This is a genomic window from Modicisalibacter radicis, assembly GCF_900961225.1.
Taxonomy (GTDB): domain Bacteria; phylum Pseudomonadota; class Gammaproteobacteria; order Pseudomonadales; family Halomonadaceae; genus Modicisalibacter.
The window spans coordinates 76018-91748 of the sequence record NZ_CAAHFN010000120.1 but is presented as its reverse complement, the minus strand read 5'-3'; the positions used below and the strand labels follow the sequence as shown (position 1 = coordinate 91748).

Genomic DNA, 15731 nt, shown 5'->3' with positions numbered 1-15731 from the left:
GCGCCTGGAGACGAACGCAGTCCAGTAGCTTAAAGATAACACGCGAGCCCCCTGCGCGCCGCTGCCAGGCGCCACGGCCCGGCTTTCGCCCTGCCACCTCGGTCGCTATGGTTAACTCAGTGGCCGGAAACCGACCGTCCCGCCAAGTCCGACTACCGACTGCGGAGCAGTTTGCCCATGCGCACCTTCCATCACGACGACCAGGCCCTGCATCATCCGCGACTGTATTTCTCCCGCGGCGCGATGCGCCAGCCCCAGGAGGTGCCGGCACGTCTCGCCCCGTTGCTGGCCGCCGCGAAAGCCCTGGGCGGCAGCGTCGAAGCTCCACCCGACAGCGGCATGCAGGCGATCGGCGAGGTCCACACCCTGCCCTACCTGCGCTTTCTGGAAGGCGCCCACCGGCGCTGGCCCGAGGACTGGGGCGACGAGGTAATCTCCAACGTCTTCGTGCGCGAGAACAACGCCCTGCGCGGGGTGCTCGCCGAGGCCGGACGCTACCTGGCCGACGGCAGCGCACCGGTAGGGCCGGCCACCTGGCGCTCGGCCTACGCCTCGGCGCAGTGCGCCATCGCCGGTGCGGACGCGCTGCTCGACGGCGAGCGCCTGAGCTATGCGCTGTGCCGTCCCCCCGGCCATCATGCCCGGCCCGACGGCGCCGGCGGCTTCTGCTATCTCAACAACGCGGCGATCGCCGCCCAGCGACTCTCGCACTCGTATCCAAGGGTTGCCGTTCTCGATACCGACATGCACCACGGCCAGGGCATCCAGGAGGCCTTCTACCGGCGCGCCGACGTGCTGTACGTCTCGGTCCACGGCGACCCGACCAACTTCTATCCCGCCGTGTGCGGCTTCGAGGACGAACGCGGCGAGGGTCCCGGCTACGGCTACAACATCAACCTGCCGATGCCCCACGATGCCCCCGAGGCACTGTTCTTCGCGCGCCTCGACGAGGCCCGCCAGGCACTGCGCCTCTACGCACCCGACGTGCTGGTCCTGGCGCTGGGCTTCGACATCTATCACGACGACCCGCAGGCCAGGGTCAGCGTGAGTACCGATGGCTTCTCGCGGCTCGGCCAGGCGATCGCCGAACTCGCCCTGCCGACGCTGGTCGTGCAGGAGGGCGGCTACGCCCTCGATGCGCTGGAAGCCAACGCCTATAGCTTCTTTCGCGGCCTGCTCAAGCAGTAACGCAAGCGCCCCGCCGGGTCGACCCGGCGGGGCGCGGGAGCATGAGTGGACCTGGCGGTCGCGAGCGGGTTCAGCGCCCTTCCAGGGTCCGCCGTGGACGCGCGAAGAACCACGGGCGCAGTTTCACGCCCAGCATGTTGCCGGCGAAGGCGGCGACCAGCCACAGCCAGCCGTGCAGGCTGCCCGAAGCGATGCCGCCGAAGTAGGCGCCGATGTTGCAGCCGAAGGCCAGCCGCGCGCCATAGCCCAGCAACAGCCCGCCGACCACCGCCGCGGCCGCCGAACGCCGCGGAATGCGCCAGTTCGGTGCGAAGCGCCCGGCCAGCGAGGCGGCGATCATCGCCCCTAGGATGATGCCCAGGTCCATCACCGTGGTGATGTCCGACCACACGCTGGCCCCGAGCGCCTGGGCATTGCCGGGCAACTGCCAGTAGCCCCACTGGCTGACGTCGCCGCCCAGCGCCTCGAAGCCCTTGGCGCCCCACAGCGCGAACGCCGAGGTGATGCCCCAGGGCCGCCCGGCCAGCGCCAGGGTGATGAAATTGAGCAGCGCCAGGCCCACCGCCCCGGCCAGCAGCGGCCAGGGCCCGCGCAGCCAGCGCGAGCCGCGCTGCGTGTCATGCACCGGCGTCGTCTCGAGCTGGCCATGGCGACGGCGCTCCGCCCCTATCGTGAAGGCGGCGATCGCCGCGAACAGCGCCACGCTGACGGCGATGCCGCCGCCGGCACCGAACGCGTCGACCAGCGACACCGGCTGGAAGGCGGGCAGGCTGGTCCACCAGCTGAAGTGCGCGGTACCGATCAGCGAGCCGACGATGAAGAACGCCAGGGTGATCAGCATCCGCGCGTTGCCGCCGCCGACGGTATACAGCGTGCCCGAGGCGCAACCGCTGCCCAGTTGCATGCCCAGCCCGAACAGGAAGGCCCCGACCAGCACCGAGACGCCCACCGGCGCCACGAACCCGGCGACCGGCGTGCCGAACAGCGACCCGGCGCCCAGCACCGGAAAGAACAGCATCACGGCCAGCGCCAGCATTACCATCTGCGCACGCAGACCGCGCCCGCGGCGCTCGAGGATGAATACCCGCCAGGCACCGGTGAAGCCGAAGGCGGCGTGGTAGAGCACCGCGCCGAAGGCGCCGCCGACCAGCGCCAGCGCCGCCAGGCGCGGGCCGAAGGCAACCCCCAGCGCGACGATGCCGATCGCCAGCAACAGGCCGGGGATCCAGGTGGTCGGCGCCAACCGGCGCGCCGCTGTGTGCGTCCGTGTCATCCAAGCCTCCGTCGAAAACGTTCGATTCGAATAGTTAAGAGCCTAGCTTCCGTTCTGAAGCGTGTGAAATGCATAAAGGAAATTTTATTGATAGCTTCAAGGAATAAGCCTGGTCGCTGCCCCGACCACGATGCGTGATAGGCTGACTCGGCCGCTCCGTTTACGGTCACCTGCACAAGGAGAGTCTCACGCCATGTCCCGGACGCCGAAATCACCCCCTCTGGCCACAAGCCCCGTCGGCGGCGATGCCGGCGGTGCGGCGCCGCCGCTGATCCCGCGCGAGCGACTGTTCGGCAACCCCAGCCGGATCCAGGGCCGGCTGAGTCCGGATGGCCGCTGGCTCGCCTGGATCGCCCCGCGCGAGGGCGTGCTCAATCTGTGGGTCGCCCCGATCGAAGCCCCGGATCGCGGCCGGCCCCTGACCGATGAGCGCACGCGGCCGATCCTGCGTTATTTCTGGTCGCCGGACAGCCGGGCGTTGCTCTACGTCAACGACACCGGCGGCGACGAGAACTTCCGGCTGTTCGGCGTGGCGATCGACGGCGGGCAGGAACGCCTGCTGACGCCCTTCGAGGGTATCCAGGTCCAGGTCATCGCCATCAGTCGCGAAGTGACCGGGCGGATCCTGATCGGCCTCAACCGCCGCGACCCGCGCTGGCACGATGTCTACGCCCTCGACCTGGCGAGCGGCGATCTCGAGCCGGTGCTGGAAAACGATGGCTACGCGGGGTTTCTCGCCGACGAACGCCTGGCGCTGCGCCTGGCGATCAAGCCCCGCGAGGACGGCGGTCTGAGCTATCATCGCGTCGCCGAAGGAAGCATCGAGACCACGCCCTTCGCCGACATCGCCTTCGAGGACAGCGCCAACACCGGCCCGGTGGGCTTCACCCGCGACGGCGAGACCCTCTACTGGATCGATGGCCGGAACCGCGATACCGCGGCGCTGACCGCCCAGGACTGGAACAGCGGCGAGACGCGCCTGCTCGCCCACGCGCCCAAGGCCGACATCACCGACCTGCTGCGCGACCCGCGCACCGGCGAGGTCCAGGCCTGGGCGGTAGACTATCTGCGCAACGAATGGCACGCCCTCGACGAGGGCATTGCCGGCGACCTGGCCTTCCTCGAGGACGAACTCAAGGGCGATATCGACATCACCTCGCGCACCGACGACGATCGCTTGTGGACGGTAACCAACGACCCGGTCACCGCCCCGCCCGCCGCCTGGCTCTTCGATCGCGATGCGCGACGGCTGACCCGCCTCTACGTCGGCCGCCCGGAGCTCGAGGGCACCGAACTCGCCGGCATGACGCCACTGGAGATCACCGCCCGCGACGGCAGGACGCTGGTCTCCTATCTCACCCTGCCGCGCGGCAGCGATGCCGATGACTTCAGCAAGCCGGCAGCACCGCTGCCCATGGTGCTGCTGGTGCACGGCGGCCCCTGGGCCCGCGACAGCTACGGCAGCGCAACCTTCCACCACTGGCTGGCCAATCGCGGCTACGCCGTGCTCTCGGTCAACTATCGCGGCTCGACCGGCTTCGGCAAGGCGTTCATCGCCGCCGGCGACGGCGAATGGGCGGCGGCGATGCACGACGACCTGCTCGATGCCGTCGACTGGGCAGTCGACGCCGGCGTCGCCGATCCCGAGCGCGTCGCCATCATGGGCGGCTCCTACGGCGGCTACGCCGCGCTGGTGGGCCTGACATTCACCCCCGAGCGCTTCGCCTGCGGCGTGGACATCGTCGGCCCCTCCAACCTGCAGACCCTGCTGGAGAGCATGCCGGCCTACTGGGAAGCGGGCAAGCGCCAGCTCTACCGGCGCATGGCCGACCCCGATACCGAGGCCGGTCGCGCCTGGCTCGAGGCCCGCTCGCCGCTGACCCGCGCCGACGCCATCCAGCGGCCGCTGCTGATCGGCCAGGGCGCCAACGACCCGCGGGTCAGACAGGCGGAGAGCGACCAGATCGTCGCGGCGATGGAGGCCAACGGCATCCCGGTCACCTACGTGCTGTTCCCCGACGAGGGGCACGGCTTCGCCTGGCCGGTCAACGCCATCGCCTTCAATGCCGTGGTCGAGGCCTTCCTGCAGCGCTGCCTGGGCGGGCGCGCCGAGCCGATCGGCGACGCCCTGACGTCCTCCTCGATCGAGGTCCCGCAAGGGGCCGAGTTCGCCCCGAAACTCGCCGACGCCCTCGGGCACCGCGACGAGCCCTGAACGGCGGCCGAAAACGACGCCGCCCGGCCAGGGCCGGGCGGCGGAGGAAGCCTGGGAAACGCCGCTCAGATGAAGCGGCCCAGCCCCACCGCGTGACGCAGCTTGTCCATCAGCGGCGCGGCCTCGGCGCGGGCTCGCTCGGCGCCCTTGGCCAGCACGTCCTCGATGTGGCCAGGGTCCTCCATCAAGGCCTGATAGCGCTCGCGGGGCGCGCGCAGGTGGGCGTCGAGGTGCTCGAACAGCTCATCCTTGGCCTCGCCCCAGCCGATGCCCTCGGCGTAACGCCGGCGCATCGCCTGGGTCTCCTCGGCGCTGGCGAAGGCCGAGTAGATCTGGAACAGCGTGCAGCCGTCGGGATCCTTGGGCTCGCCCGGCTCCAGCGAGTTGGTCTTGATCTTGCGCACCAGCTTCAAGAGCTTCTTCTCGGAGACGAACAGCGGAATGGTGTTGTTGTAGCTCTTGGACATCTTGCGCCCGTCGAGCCCGCCCAGCACCTCGACCTTCTCGTCGACCGCCGCCTCGGGCAGGCTGAAGTACTGGCCCTTGTAGAGATGGTTGAAGCGCCCGGCGATGTCGCGGGCCATCTCGATGTGCTGGATCTGATCGCGACCCACCGGCACCTTGTTGGCATTGAACATCAGGATGTCCGCGGCCATCAGCACCGGGTAGCCGAACAGCCCCATGGTCACGCCCTTGTCGGGGTCGGGGTTGCCCGCCGCCTCGTTGTCGGCGACCGCCGCCTTGTAGGCGTGCGCCCGGTTCATCAGCCCCTTGGCGCACACGCAGGAGAGCATCCAGGTCAGCTCGGGAATCTCGGGGATGTCCGACTGGCGATAGAAGATCGCGTTGTCGGTATCCAGGCCCAGCGCCAGCCAGGTCGCGGCGATCTCGAGACGCGACTCCTCCACCCGCTTGGGGTCCTGGCACTTGATCAGCGCGTGCAGGTCGGCGAGGAAGTAATAGGACTGGACGCTGGGATCCTGGCTCTCGGCGATGGCCGGCTTGATGGCACCGACATAGTTGCCGAGATGCGGCGTGCCGGTAGTGGTGATACCGGTTAGAACGCGGGTCTTGTGCATGGCGATAAAGGTGTCTGCGAGCGATGGCAAAGGCGCCAGTGTAACGCGCCGAGGCTTTGCAAAGCGACCGCACCCGACTTTCCGGCCCCCATCCCATCTGCCACCGCCAGCCCGGCAGGTACCGGGCTGGCGGTCGAGCCCTCTCAGCCGGTCAGGCTGGCCGGGTCGACGCCATCCAGGCCGAAGGCGCTGGCCACCGCCGGGTGGGTCACCTGGCCGTCGTGGACGTTGAGCCCGGCCAGGAAGTGCCGGTCCTCGGCCAGCGCCCGTTGCCAGCCCTTGTCGGCCAGCGCGGCGACGAACGGCATGGTGGCGTTGGTCAGCGCCTGGGTCGAGGTGCGCGCCACGGCGCCGGGCATGTTGGCCACGCAGTAGTGCACCACACCGTCGACCACGTAGGTGGGTTCGGCGTGGGTGGTCGCCTTGCTGGTCTCGAAGCAGCCGCCCTGGTCGATCGCCACGTCGACCAGCACACTGCCGGGCTTCATGTCGGCAAGCATGGCGCGCGTGATCAGCTTGGGGGCCGCGGCACCGGGGACCAGTACCGCGCCGATGATCAGGTCGGACTCGCGCACGGCCTCCTCGAGCGCATCGGCCGTGGAGTAGACGGTATGCAGCCGGCCCTGATAGCGATCATCCAGGGTCTCCAGGCGCGGAATGGACTTGTCGAGCACGATGACTTCCGCGCCCAGGCCGAGCGCCATGCGCGCGGCGTTCTCGCCGACCACCCCGCCGCCGATCACCGTCACCCGCGCCGGCGCCACCCCGGGCACCCCCGGCAGCAGCACGCCCGAGCCGCCCTGGGCCTTCTCCAGGCTGTGCGCCCCGGCCTGAACGGCCATGCGCCCGGCCACGGTGCTCATCGGTGCCAGCAACGGCAGGCCGCCCTGGGGCGCGGTAATGGTCTCGTAGGCTATGCAGGTGGCGCCGCTGGCCATCAGGTCGCGGGTGAGCTTTTCCTCGGCGGCCAGGTGCAGGTAGGTGAACAGCGTCTGTCCCGAGCCGAGCCGGGCGACCTCCTCGGGCTGGGGCTCCTTGACCTTGACGATCAGCTCGGCATTCCGCCACAGCGCCTCGATGTCGTCCTCGAGGGTTGCGCCCGCCGCCTCGTAGGCGCTATCGGCGAAGCCCGAACCCTCGCCGGCACGGCGCTGTACGGTGACCCGGTGGCCGCGCTCGACCAGCTCGCGCACCCCGGTGGGGGTCAGGGCGATGCGGTACTCATGGTTCTTGATTTCCTTGGGCACGGCGATCTTCATGGCTCTCACTCCTGCGGATAGCGATTTCTGTGCCATTAGTACAGCACAGCGCAGTAGCCGCGATAGAAAGCCGAATGAAAACGAAGATTTATCTCGTAGCCAGGTTTTCGTGCAGAAATATTTGCTGTCCAGATTGCGCAGACAGCAAGCTTTCGGGCGTGGCTCAGGCGGGCTCCTCGACAAGCGCCCGTCCATAGATGTCGCGATAGTCCAGCGGCATGCGCCGCGCGCGGCCGCTCGAAAGCTCGATGCAGGCAAAGCGCGTGCGGGCACGCAGCAGCGTCGTGGCGTCGCTGACGCGTACCAGCTGGAAGCGGCGGGTCAGGGTCAGGCGGCCATCGCAGGCAACGATCCAGGTGGCCAGCTCGAGCGAGTCGCCGGCACGCGCCGGCGCCAGGTAATCCAGCTCGTGGCGGTGGACCGCCATCGCCCGGTCGTGGCGGCGATAGTCGTGGATATCCAGGCCGAGATGCTGCGAATGCGACCAGCTGATGCGCTCGATCCAGCGCAGATACTCGGCGTTGTTGACATGCCCGTAGGCATCGATGGCGCCCTCCTCGATGTCGATCGCGAAGGGCGATGGCAGATCCCAGCTCATCATGGGCTCCTGTCATGCGGTTCTCTCGTCAGGGCGACGGGCCCGGCCGAACGGTTAGACTCGGTCCGGACGCGCCGTGCCGCACTGCCAGCAGGCATCGAACACGCCGTCGAGGCACTCACCGCACCGCGGGCAGGCCCAGACCTGCCGGGGCCGGGCAGGCTCGGTCAGCGCCTCGTCCAGTAGTGCCTGTGCACCCGCCAGCTGGCGCCTTTCCACCCAGACCGCCGGTTCGCAATCGCCCGGCGGCAGCTCGCCGGCGCCCCCGCCGAGCGTGGTGTTGCGCAGCTCGCAGGCGATGCCGGCGCTCTCCAGCAGGTTGCGGACATGGGCCACCACGAGCAGGTTGGCATGCTGATAGAGCCGTACCCGGGCCATCGCGCCCCCGTTCAGTCGCGGAACACCCGGACCCCGAGCGCCTTGAGGTAGGACGTCTCGGGGATCGAGGGGTGCACCGGGTGATCCGCCCCCTGGCCACCCTGGTAGATCAGTTGCCCGTGGCGGTCCTGATGGCGCACCGCGCCGCGCACGCACTCCACCAGGCGATCCGGCGTCAGGTGCATCGAGCACGAGGCGCTCATCAGCAGCCCGTCGCGGCCCAGCAGGCGCATCGCCTCGCGGTTGAGCCGCGCATAGGCGCGCTCGCCGTTGGGGATGTCCTTGCGCTTCTTGATGAACGCCGGCGGGTCGAGGATCACCACGTCGAACTGCTCGCCGTCGGCCTTGAGCGACGCCAGCGCCTCGAAGATGTCCGCCTCGCCGATCGCCACCCGGTCGCCCACCCCGTTGAGCGCGGCGTTCTCGGCGACCCGTTCGAGCGCCTCGCCGCTGCGATCGACACACAGCACCTCGGCGGCGCCGTGGGCGGCGGCCTGCACGCCCCAGCCGCCCACGTAGCTGTACAGGTCGAGCACCCGCTTGCCGGCCACCAGGCCGTTGAGCCAGGCGCGGTTGGCACGGTGATCGTAGAACCAGCCGGTCTTCTGCCCCTCCACCACCGGTGCGGCGAAGCGCACGCCGTTCTCTTCCAGCAGCACCTGTTCGGGCAGTTCGCCGTGGACCACCTCGACATGGCTGGCGAGCTGCTCCTGGCGGCGCCCCGACGAGTCGTTCTTGAACACGATGGCGCGCGGTTTGAGCACCTTGTCGAGCGCGGCGACGACCTCGTCGCCGAGACGCTCCATGCCCAGCGTGTTGAGCTGCACCACCAGCACGTCGCCGAAGCGATCGATGATCAGCCCCGGCAGCAGATCGCCCTCGCCGAACACCAGCCGGTAGAAGGGCTTGTCGAACAGCCGCTCGCGCAGCGCCAGGGCCTGGTTGAAGCGGTGCACCAGCAGCGAACGGTCGAGACGCACATTGACGTCGCGGGAGACCACCCGCGCGCAGATCAGCGAATTGGGATTGACGTAGGCGATGCCCATCGGCTTGCCGTTGGCCGCCTCGATGACGGCCTGGGCCCCGGGCTCGACACCCTTCAGGGGCGTTTCCTGGGTATCGATTTCATTGGAGTACAGCCACAGATGACCGGCCTTGAGGCGGCGATCGGCGTTCTTCTTGAGGCGCAGGCGTTCGGTCACGGGAACTCCGGTTCAGGTCATCACGATGAAGGCATTTTAACGCGCTCGCACGCTCCGGGGGAAAGCCCGCGGCGTGAACGCTATGTCTGACAGCGCGGGCAGAAGACACTCGCCCGCTGCCCCAGGGTGATCAGGCGCAGCTCGCCGCCGCAGCGCCGGCAGGCCTGGCCGGCGCGGCCGTAGACGTTGAGCCGCTGGGAAAAGTAGCCGGGCTCGCCGGTGCCGCTGACGAAGTCGCGTAGCGTGGTGCCCCCCTGGGTGATGGCCGCGGCGAGCACGTCACGGGCGGCGGCGGCGAGGCGCTCGTAGCGCTCACGGGAGACGCGCCCGGCCGCGCGGCGCGGATCGATGCCGGCGAGGAACAGCGCCTCCGCGGCGTAGATGTTGCCGACGCCGACGACCACGGCGTTGTCCATCAGAAACGGCTTGACCGCCAGCCGGCGACCGCGCGAAAGCCGATAGAGCCGCTCGCCGTCGAAGTCCGGCGACAGCGGCTCGGGGCCGAGCCTGGCCAGCCGCGGATCGTTGCGCACGTCGCCCTGCAGCCAGTCGACGAAGCCGAAGCGGCGCGGGTCGTGATAGCGCAGGATCGCGCCATCGTCGAGCACCACGTCGACGTGGTCGTGCTTCTTCGGCAGGTCGCCGAGGCGGGCGATGCGCAGGCTGCCCGACATGCCCAGGTGCCAGAGCAGCGCGCACCGGTCCGACGACGGATCGCGCAGGGGGATCGTCAGGTACTTGGCCCGGCGCCCCAGCTCACCGATGCGCCGCCCGACCAGCGCCTGTTCGAAATCGGCCGGCACCGGGGTGCGCAGGCGGCGTTCGCGAACGATCACCTCGCTGATCTCGCGACCCTCGACGTAAGGGGCGATGCCGCGGCGGGTGGTCTCGACTTCGGGCAACTCGGGCATGCTGGGCTCCGTGACTTACAGTCCGTGACTGACCGTCCGTGACTGGCTGGGCGAACCGGATACGAAAAGACCCGGCGCAGGAGGCCGGGTCTTTTCTGGCAGGCGCCACGCCTGCGGCGGAAGCATCAAGGCTTACTTGATCTTGGCTTCCTTGTACATCACGTGCTTGCGAACGACCGGATCGTACTTCTTGAATTCAAGCTTGTCCGGCGTGTTGCGCTTGTTCTTGGCGGTGGTGTAGAAATGGCCGGTTCCGGCGCTGGACACCAACTTGATCTTGTCACGCATGACTGCAACTCCCGTTAAATGCGCTCACCGCGCTTGCGAATTTCGGAAAGCACCGTATCGATGCCTTTCTTGTCGATGATCCGCATACCCTTGGAGGAGACGCGCAGCTTGACGAAGCGCTTCTCGGCTTCCACCCAGAAGCGGTGGGTGTGAAGATTGGGCACGAAACGGCGACGCGTCTTGCGCTGGGAGTGCGATACGTTGTTACCAGTCACCGGACGCTTGCCGGTAACCTGACATACTTTGGACATTGGAGCCTCCAACCGCTGGGCGAGTTGTTCAAAACCTGTCGGGCAAACCGGGAAGAGAGAATGGCAGGTAACCGCCTTCCGCCCCTTAATTAACCCAAGGAAGTCAAAGGGCGTACGTTATACCAGAGCCCCGGCGTCTCGGCAAGCGCAGAACGCCCGATTGCCCCGAAACGCGGTGATTCTAGCGTTTTTTGCCGTCGCCGCCCATGGTTTTTCTTACAGCCAGCCGCGCTCGGCGAACGACACCACCTCGCCGTCGCCGACCACGAAGTGGTCGAGCACGCGGATCTCGAACAGCTCCAGCGCCTGTTTCAGGCGCTCGGTGATGCGCCGGTCGGCGTCGCTGGGCTCGGCGACGCCCGAGGGATGATTGTGGGCGAAGATCAGCGCCCCGGCCCCCAGCTCGAGCGCCCGCTTGGCCACCTCGCGCGGGTAGACCGAGGCGCTGTCCAGCGTGCCGCGGAACAGCGACTCGAAGCGGATCACCCGGTGCTGGGTATCGAGGAACAGCGCGGCGAACTCCTCGTGGGCCAGGTGGCGCATCTGCGACGCCAGGTAGGCCCGGACCAGCGTCGGCGAGGTCAGCGCCCCGCCGCGCTCGAGCTGGCTGGCCAGATGGCGCCGCGACAGCTCGAGCACCGCCTGCAGCTGTACATACTTGGCCTCGCCCAGGCCGTGCTCGGCGCAGAAGCGCTCACGGTCGGCCTCGAGCAGCGGCCGCAGGCCACCGAAGGCACCGAGCAGGTCGCGCGCCAGGTCCACCGCCGAGCGCCCCTTGACCCCCACGCGCAGGAATATCGCCAGCAGCTCGGCGTCGCTGAGCGCCTGCGAGCCGAGACTCATGAGTTTTTCGCGGGGCCGTTCACCCTCCGGCCAGTGTCGGATCGCCATGCGTCACCTGCGGTTGAATGCGTGACGGGCGCGCCACCAATCACGGCGCGCCCCAGGCAAGCGGCAACCGGGCGCCGGACGAGGCGCTCGCCTCAGGGCGTCGGCGCCGTGTCCGGTTGCCAGGGCCGCAGTGCGGCCTTGCGCGCGGCGCTCTTCTCTGCCGGGGACGCGCCCCAGTCGCCACCGTAGACCGCCCCTTCCCAGGCGCCATAGGTGGGATTGGGCAGCATCACGAAACGCCGGCCGAACTGCTCGCTGTGCTCGGCCACCCGCGCCCGGCGCGCGGCCGGCTCGTCGCTGTCGTAGACACTGGCGAAGTCGGCCAGATTGTCGCCCATGTACAGCGCCACCTCGTGTTCGGCGAGCACCCGATCGCGTCGCGGCTGCTTGTCCGAGGTGTCGGTCCGCAGCATCAGGTGGTCGCCCTCGACTTGCGGAAAGCCGAGCGCGGCCATGTTGTCGCGGGTCGCCTCGAGCGCATCGGCGTCGCGGTTGGTGATGTAGTAGACATCCACCCCCCGGGACACCGCATAGTCGAGAAAGCCCACCGCGCCCGGCAGTGCCGTGGCCTCGCGGTCCTCCATCCAGCGGTGCCAGAGCTCGCTCGAGTAGGCGGCGTCACGATCCACCAGGTAAGCCTCGAAGGCGGTGTTGTCGATCACCGTCTCGTCGGCGTCGACCACCACCGCCAACGGCCGGTCGCCGCCGGCCCGGTGCGTCAGGGCCTCGTCGAGCCGGTCCCGGGCGACGTTGAAGGCCTGGTGACTCAGGGCCCGATATTCCGCCGAGCTCTGCATCCAGACGGTCGCCAGCACCAGCTGTTCGTTGAGGTCGCTGAGGGTATATGCCGCGTCGGAACCATGATCGGGCGACGGGGCGGCGCAACCGCCGAGCAGCAAGCCCGCCAGGGCCAGGCCGGCCAGTTGCCGGGAGCGCGAAGGGCGAGACGAATCGTGACGAAGAAGAGGCAGGGTCATGGATTTACCCGTGGTTGGCGTTGGTATCGATCGAGACGCGCAGCCCGCAGCCCGCAGCCCGCATCCAATCAGTTTATCAGCGAACGTGCATGCACGCTCGCGCCATGCCCCGGGGACGCGTCATCCTCGACCAAAGTTGCATCGCATCACCGCCCAACCCAACTACCATACTAGTTATACAAGACAGCTGGAGAAGGCCTGCACCATGACGCCGTCGCTACTCGCCCTGTGGGACGAACAGCCGGAAGGCAACGTTCGCCAACGCCTGCACGAGGTGCTGCGCCAATCGATCATCCGCATGACGCTGGCGCCCGGCCAGGCACTCTCCGAAAAGGAGATCGCCGATACCTTCACGGTCAGCCGCCAGCCGGTACGCGAAGCCTTCATCCGGTTATCCGAGGCCGGGCTGGTGGAGGTTCGTCCCCAGCGCGGCACCTATGTGGTGCCGATCTCACACGCGGCGGTCATGGAAGCGCGCTTCGTGCGCGAGGCACTCGAGGTGGCGGTCGCCCGCTCGGCGGCCGAACAGGGCCTGGACGCCAGCGTGCTCGACGAGCTGCATGACCTGATCGCCCGTCAGAAGCGCTGCATCGACAGCGACGCTCACGACCGCTTCTACCGCCTCGACGAGGACTTCCACCGCACGCTGGCGCTGGGCGCCGGTCATGACGCCGCCTGGCGGGTCACCCAGGAGGTCAAGGCCCAGTTGGACAGGGTGCGCTACCTGAGCGTGCCGGACACTACACCGATAGCCAAACTGATCGACCAGCACGGCGCGATCCTCGCCGGTGTCGCCGCCGGCGATGCCGACGCCGCCGAACGCGCCGTCAAGGCGCACCTGCGCGAGATCCTGCGCTCGCTACCCGACCTCATCGCGCGCTTCCCCGAGCTGTTCGACATCGCCAGCACCCGCCCCACCCTTTCCGCCGCCCAAGGAGTTACGGCATGAAGATTCGCGACGCCTACACCATCGTCACCAGCCCCGGTCGCAACTTCGTGACCCTCAAGATCGTCACCGACGACGGCACCTACGGCATCGGCGACGCGACGCTCAACGGCCGCGAGCAGGCAGTGGCGGCGTATCTCGATTCGCACGTGATCCCGACGCTGATCGGCCGCGACGCCAGCCGCATCGAGGACACCTGGCAGTATCTGTACCGCGGTGCGTACTGGCGGCGCGGCCCGGTGACCATGTCGGCGATCGCCGCCGTCGACATGGCCCTGTGGGATATCAAGGCCAAGGCCGCCGGCATGCCGCTCTACCAGCTGCTCGGCGGCAGGAGTCGCGAGCGCGTGATGACTTACGCGCATTGCACCGGGCGCGATATCGACGGCTGCCTGGAGGAGGTCGAGAAACACGTCAGGCTCGGCTATCGGGCGGTACGCGTCCAGGCGGGCATCCCCGGCATTCCGACCATCTACGGGGTCGCCAAGCGCGAGGGCGAACGCTACGAGCCCGCCGACTCGGAGCTGCCCGCGGAGCACGTCTGGAGTACCGAGAAATACCTCAATCACGTGCCCAAGCTGTTCGCCGCGGTGCGCGAGCGTTTCGGCGACGACCTGCACGTGCTGCACGACGTGCACCATCGGCTGACGCCGATCGAGGCCGCGCGGCTGGGCAAGGCGGTCGAGCCCTACCACCTGTTCTGGCTGGAGGACTGCGTGCCGGCGGAGAACCAGGAAGGGCTCAGGCTGATCCGCCAGCACACCACCACCCCGCTGGCGATCGGCGAGGTCTTCAACTCGATCCACGACTGCCGCGAGATGCTCCAGAATCAGTGGATCGACTATATCCGCATGCCGCTGACCCACGGCGGCGGCATCACGGCACTGCGCCGCGTCGCCGACCTGGCCGCGCTCTACCACGTGCGCACCGGCTTCCACGGCCCCACCGACCTGTCGCCGGTCTGCCTGGGCGCGGCGATCCACTTCGACACCTGGGTGCCCAACTTCGGCATTCAGGAGCACATGCCCCACGAGGCGCTCACCGACGAGGTGTTCCCCCACGACTACCGTTTCGAGGAGGGGCACTTCCTGGTCGGCGAGACCCCAGGGCACGGCGTCGACATCGACGAGGAACTGGCGGCCAGGTATCCCTACAAGCCGGCCAGCCTGCCGGTCAATCGGCTCGAGGACGGCACGCTCTGGCACTGGTGAGCACCGCCGGCAATTCGACCCATCGAACAGGAGTCATCCCATGCAAGCGTTTCAGGTCCGCGCCCCCCACGACTATGCCCTCGTCGATGTCGAGACCCCGCGAGCCGCCGCCGGCGAGGTGCTGGTCAAGGTCGCCTTCGCCGGCATCTGCGGCTCCGACATGCACATCATTCACGGCGAGAACGCCTTCGTGCGCTTCCCGCGGGTCACCGGCCACGAGTTCGCCGGCGTCGTCGAGGCGGTGGGTGACGGCGTCGACAGCCATAACGTCGGCGATCGCGTGTGCATCGATCCGGTCATCAACTGCGGCGAGTGCTACCCGTGCCGTATCGGCCGGCCCAACGTCTGTACCCGGCTCGAAGTGCTCGGCGTACATCGCAACGGCGGCTTCGCCGACCAGGTCAGCGTCCCCGCCGCCAACGCCCACCGGCTGCCAGAGACGATCGCCCTCGACCAGGCCGCGCTGGTCGAGCCCTACACCATCGCCGCCAACGTGCTGGAGCGCATGCAGCCTCACGACGGCGACGCCCTGCTGATCCTCGGCGCCGGGGTGATCGGGCTGACGATCCTTCAGGTGGCCCGGGCCAAGGGGCTGACCGACATCGTCGTCTGCGACGTCATCGACGACCGCTTGCAGGCCGCCAGCGAACTGGGCGCCAGCCAGGTCATCAACAGCCAGCGCGAGGATCTCGAGGCGGTGATCGCCGAACGCACCGCTGGCGAAGGCATTCCGCTGATCGCCGACGCCGCCTGCGTGCCGGCGCTGTTCCCTCGGCTGGTACGCATGGCCTCACCGGCCGGACGCATCGGCCTGCTGGGCTTCAACGCCACGCCCAGCGACCTGGTCCAGCTCGAAGTGATCAAGAAGGAGCTGACGATCGTCGGCTCGCGGCTCAACAACCGCAAGTTCCCCGAAGTCATCGAGATGCTCGCCAGCGGGCGGCTCGATGCCACGGCGCTGGTCAGCCACCGGCTGCCCTTCGCCGAGATGGGTGAGGCGATCCAGCTGATCGACCATCACCCGGAGCGTGTGCGCAAGGTGCTCGTCGAGCTCGGTGCCTGAG

16 protein-coding genes are annotated in these 15731 nt (G+C 68.5%); 5 read left to right on the top strand and 11 right to left on the bottom strand.

Going from position 1 to position 15731, the window contains the following annotated elements; translation table 11 throughout:
- The first annotated feature begins 177 nt into the window (after nucleotides 1-177).
- Nucleotides 178-1188, top strand: coding sequence for a histone deacetylase family protein (locus tag HR9077_RS19585; RefSeq protein ID WP_136068981.1), 1011 nt, complete (start codon nucleotides 178-180; stop codon nucleotides 1186-1188).
- Between the two features lie 70 nt (nucleotides 1189-1258).
- Here HR9077_RS19585 and HR9077_RS19580 read toward each other — a convergent pair whose 3' ends face one another.
- Complete coding sequence (locus tag HR9077_RS19580) at nucleotides 1259-2461, bottom strand: YeeE/YedE family protein (RefSeq protein ID WP_136068980.1); 1203 nt, start codon at nucleotides 2459-2461, stop codon at nucleotides 1259-1261.
- Nucleotides 2462-2654: 193 nt separating this feature from the next.
- Here HR9077_RS19580 and HR9077_RS19575 point away from each other — a divergent pair, with 193 nt between their 5' ends.
- The gene (locus tag HR9077_RS19575; protein ID WP_136068979.1) at nucleotides 2655-4676 is read left to right on the top strand and encodes a S9 family peptidase; all 2022 of its coding nucleotides are present in this window, start codon (nucleotides 2655-2657) and stop codon (nucleotides 4674-4676) included.
- Nucleotides 4677-4741: 65 nt separating this feature from the next.
- Here HR9077_RS19575 and HR9077_RS19570 read toward each other — a convergent pair whose 3' ends face one another.
- The 10 genes from HR9077_RS19570 to HR9077_RS19525 all read right to left on the bottom strand — a co-directional run bounded on the left by HR9077_RS19570 (nucleotide 4742) and on the right by HR9077_RS19525 (nucleotide 12510).
- Nucleotides 4742-5755, bottom strand: coding sequence for a tryptophan--tRNA ligase (locus tag HR9077_RS19570; protein WP_136068978.1), 1014 nt, complete (start codon nucleotides 5753-5755; stop codon nucleotides 4742-4744).
- A gap of 143 nt (nucleotides 5756-5898) precedes the next feature.
- Nucleotides 5899-7014: an alanine dehydrogenase gene (gene ald, locus HR9077_RS19565; protein ID WP_136068977.1), complete on the bottom strand. Its 1116-nt coding sequence runs from the start codon at nucleotides 7012-7014 to the stop codon at nucleotides 5899-5901.
- Between the two features lie 163 nt (nucleotides 7015-7177).
- Complete coding sequence (locus HR9077_RS19560; protein ID WP_136068976.1) at nucleotides 7178-7612, bottom strand: acyl-CoA thioesterase; 435 nt, start codon at nucleotides 7610-7612, stop codon at nucleotides 7178-7180.
- A 54-nt stretch (nucleotides 7613-7666) separates the two neighbouring features.
- Complete coding sequence (locus tag HR9077_RS19555; protein ID WP_136068975.1) at nucleotides 7667-7990, bottom strand: putative signal transducing protein; 324 nt, start codon at nucleotides 7988-7990, stop codon at nucleotides 7667-7669.
- Nucleotides 7991-8001: 11 nt separating this feature from the next.
- Entirely contained in the window at nucleotides 8002-9192 is a 1191-nt protein-coding gene (locus tag HR9077_RS19550; protein WP_136068974.1) for a class I SAM-dependent rRNA methyltransferase, read from the bottom strand.
- A gap of 80 nt (nucleotides 9193-9272) precedes the next feature.
- Nucleotides 9273-10103 carry a bifunctional DNA-formamidopyrimidine glycosylase/DNA-(apurinic or apyrimidinic site) lyase gene (mutM, locus tag HR9077_RS19545; RefSeq protein WP_136068973.1) on the bottom strand — a complete coding sequence of 277 codons (831 nt, stop codon included), beginning with the start codon at nucleotides 10101-10103 and terminating at the stop codon, nucleotides 9273-9275.
- 132 nt (nucleotides 10104-10235) lie between these two features.
- On the bottom strand, nucleotides 10236-10391 hold the full coding sequence (gene rpmG / locus HR9077_RS19540; RefSeq protein ID WP_031384643.1) for a 50S ribosomal protein L33: 156 nt from the start codon (nucleotides 10389-10391) through the stop codon (nucleotides 10236-10238).
- Nucleotides 10392-10405: 14 nt separating this feature from the next.
- Nucleotides 10406-10642 carry a 50S ribosomal protein L28 gene (gene rpmB / locus HR9077_RS19535; RefSeq protein WP_031384644.1) on the bottom strand — a complete coding sequence of 79 codons (237 nt, stop codon included), beginning with the start codon at nucleotides 10640-10642 and terminating at the stop codon, nucleotides 10406-10408.
- Between the two features lie 216 nt (nucleotides 10643-10858).
- Nucleotides 10859-11533, bottom strand: a complete 675-nt coding sequence (gene radC, locus HR9077_RS19530) for a RadC family protein (RefSeq protein WP_136068972.1) — start codon at nucleotides 11531-11533, stop codon at nucleotides 10859-10861.
- 92 nt (nucleotides 11534-11625) lie between these two features.
- Nucleotides 11626-12510 (bottom strand): 5'-nucleotidase, lipoprotein e(P4) family, encoded by an 885-nt coding sequence (locus tag HR9077_RS19525; protein WP_136068971.1) that lies wholly within the window; start codon nucleotides 12508-12510, stop codon nucleotides 11626-11628.
- Between the two features lie 205 nt (nucleotides 12511-12715).
- On the opposite strand from HR9077_RS19525, the gene HR9077_RS19520 reads away from it, so the two are divergent.
- The 3 genes from HR9077_RS19520 to HR9077_RS19510 are packed head-to-tail and all read left to right on the top strand — an operon-like array spanning nucleotide 12716 to nucleotide 15730.
- Complete coding sequence (locus tag HR9077_RS19520; protein WP_136068970.1) at nucleotides 12716-13459, top strand: GntR family transcriptional regulator; 744 nt, start codon at nucleotides 12716-12718, stop codon at nucleotides 13457-13459.
- Complete coding sequence (gene manD / locus HR9077_RS19515) at nucleotides 13456-14667, top strand: D-mannonate dehydratase ManD (RefSeq protein WP_136068969.1); 1212 nt, start codon at nucleotides 13456-13458, stop codon at nucleotides 14665-14667. The genes HR9077_RS19520 and manD overlap by 4 nt, the downstream gene beginning before the upstream one ends.
- Nucleotides 14668-14707: 40 nt before the next feature.
- On the top strand, nucleotides 14708-15730 hold the full coding sequence (locus HR9077_RS19510; RefSeq protein ID WP_136068968.1) for a Zn-dependent oxidoreductase: 1023 nt from the start codon (nucleotides 14708-14710) through the stop codon (nucleotides 15728-15730).
- Nucleotide 15731: the final 1 nt, after the last annotated feature.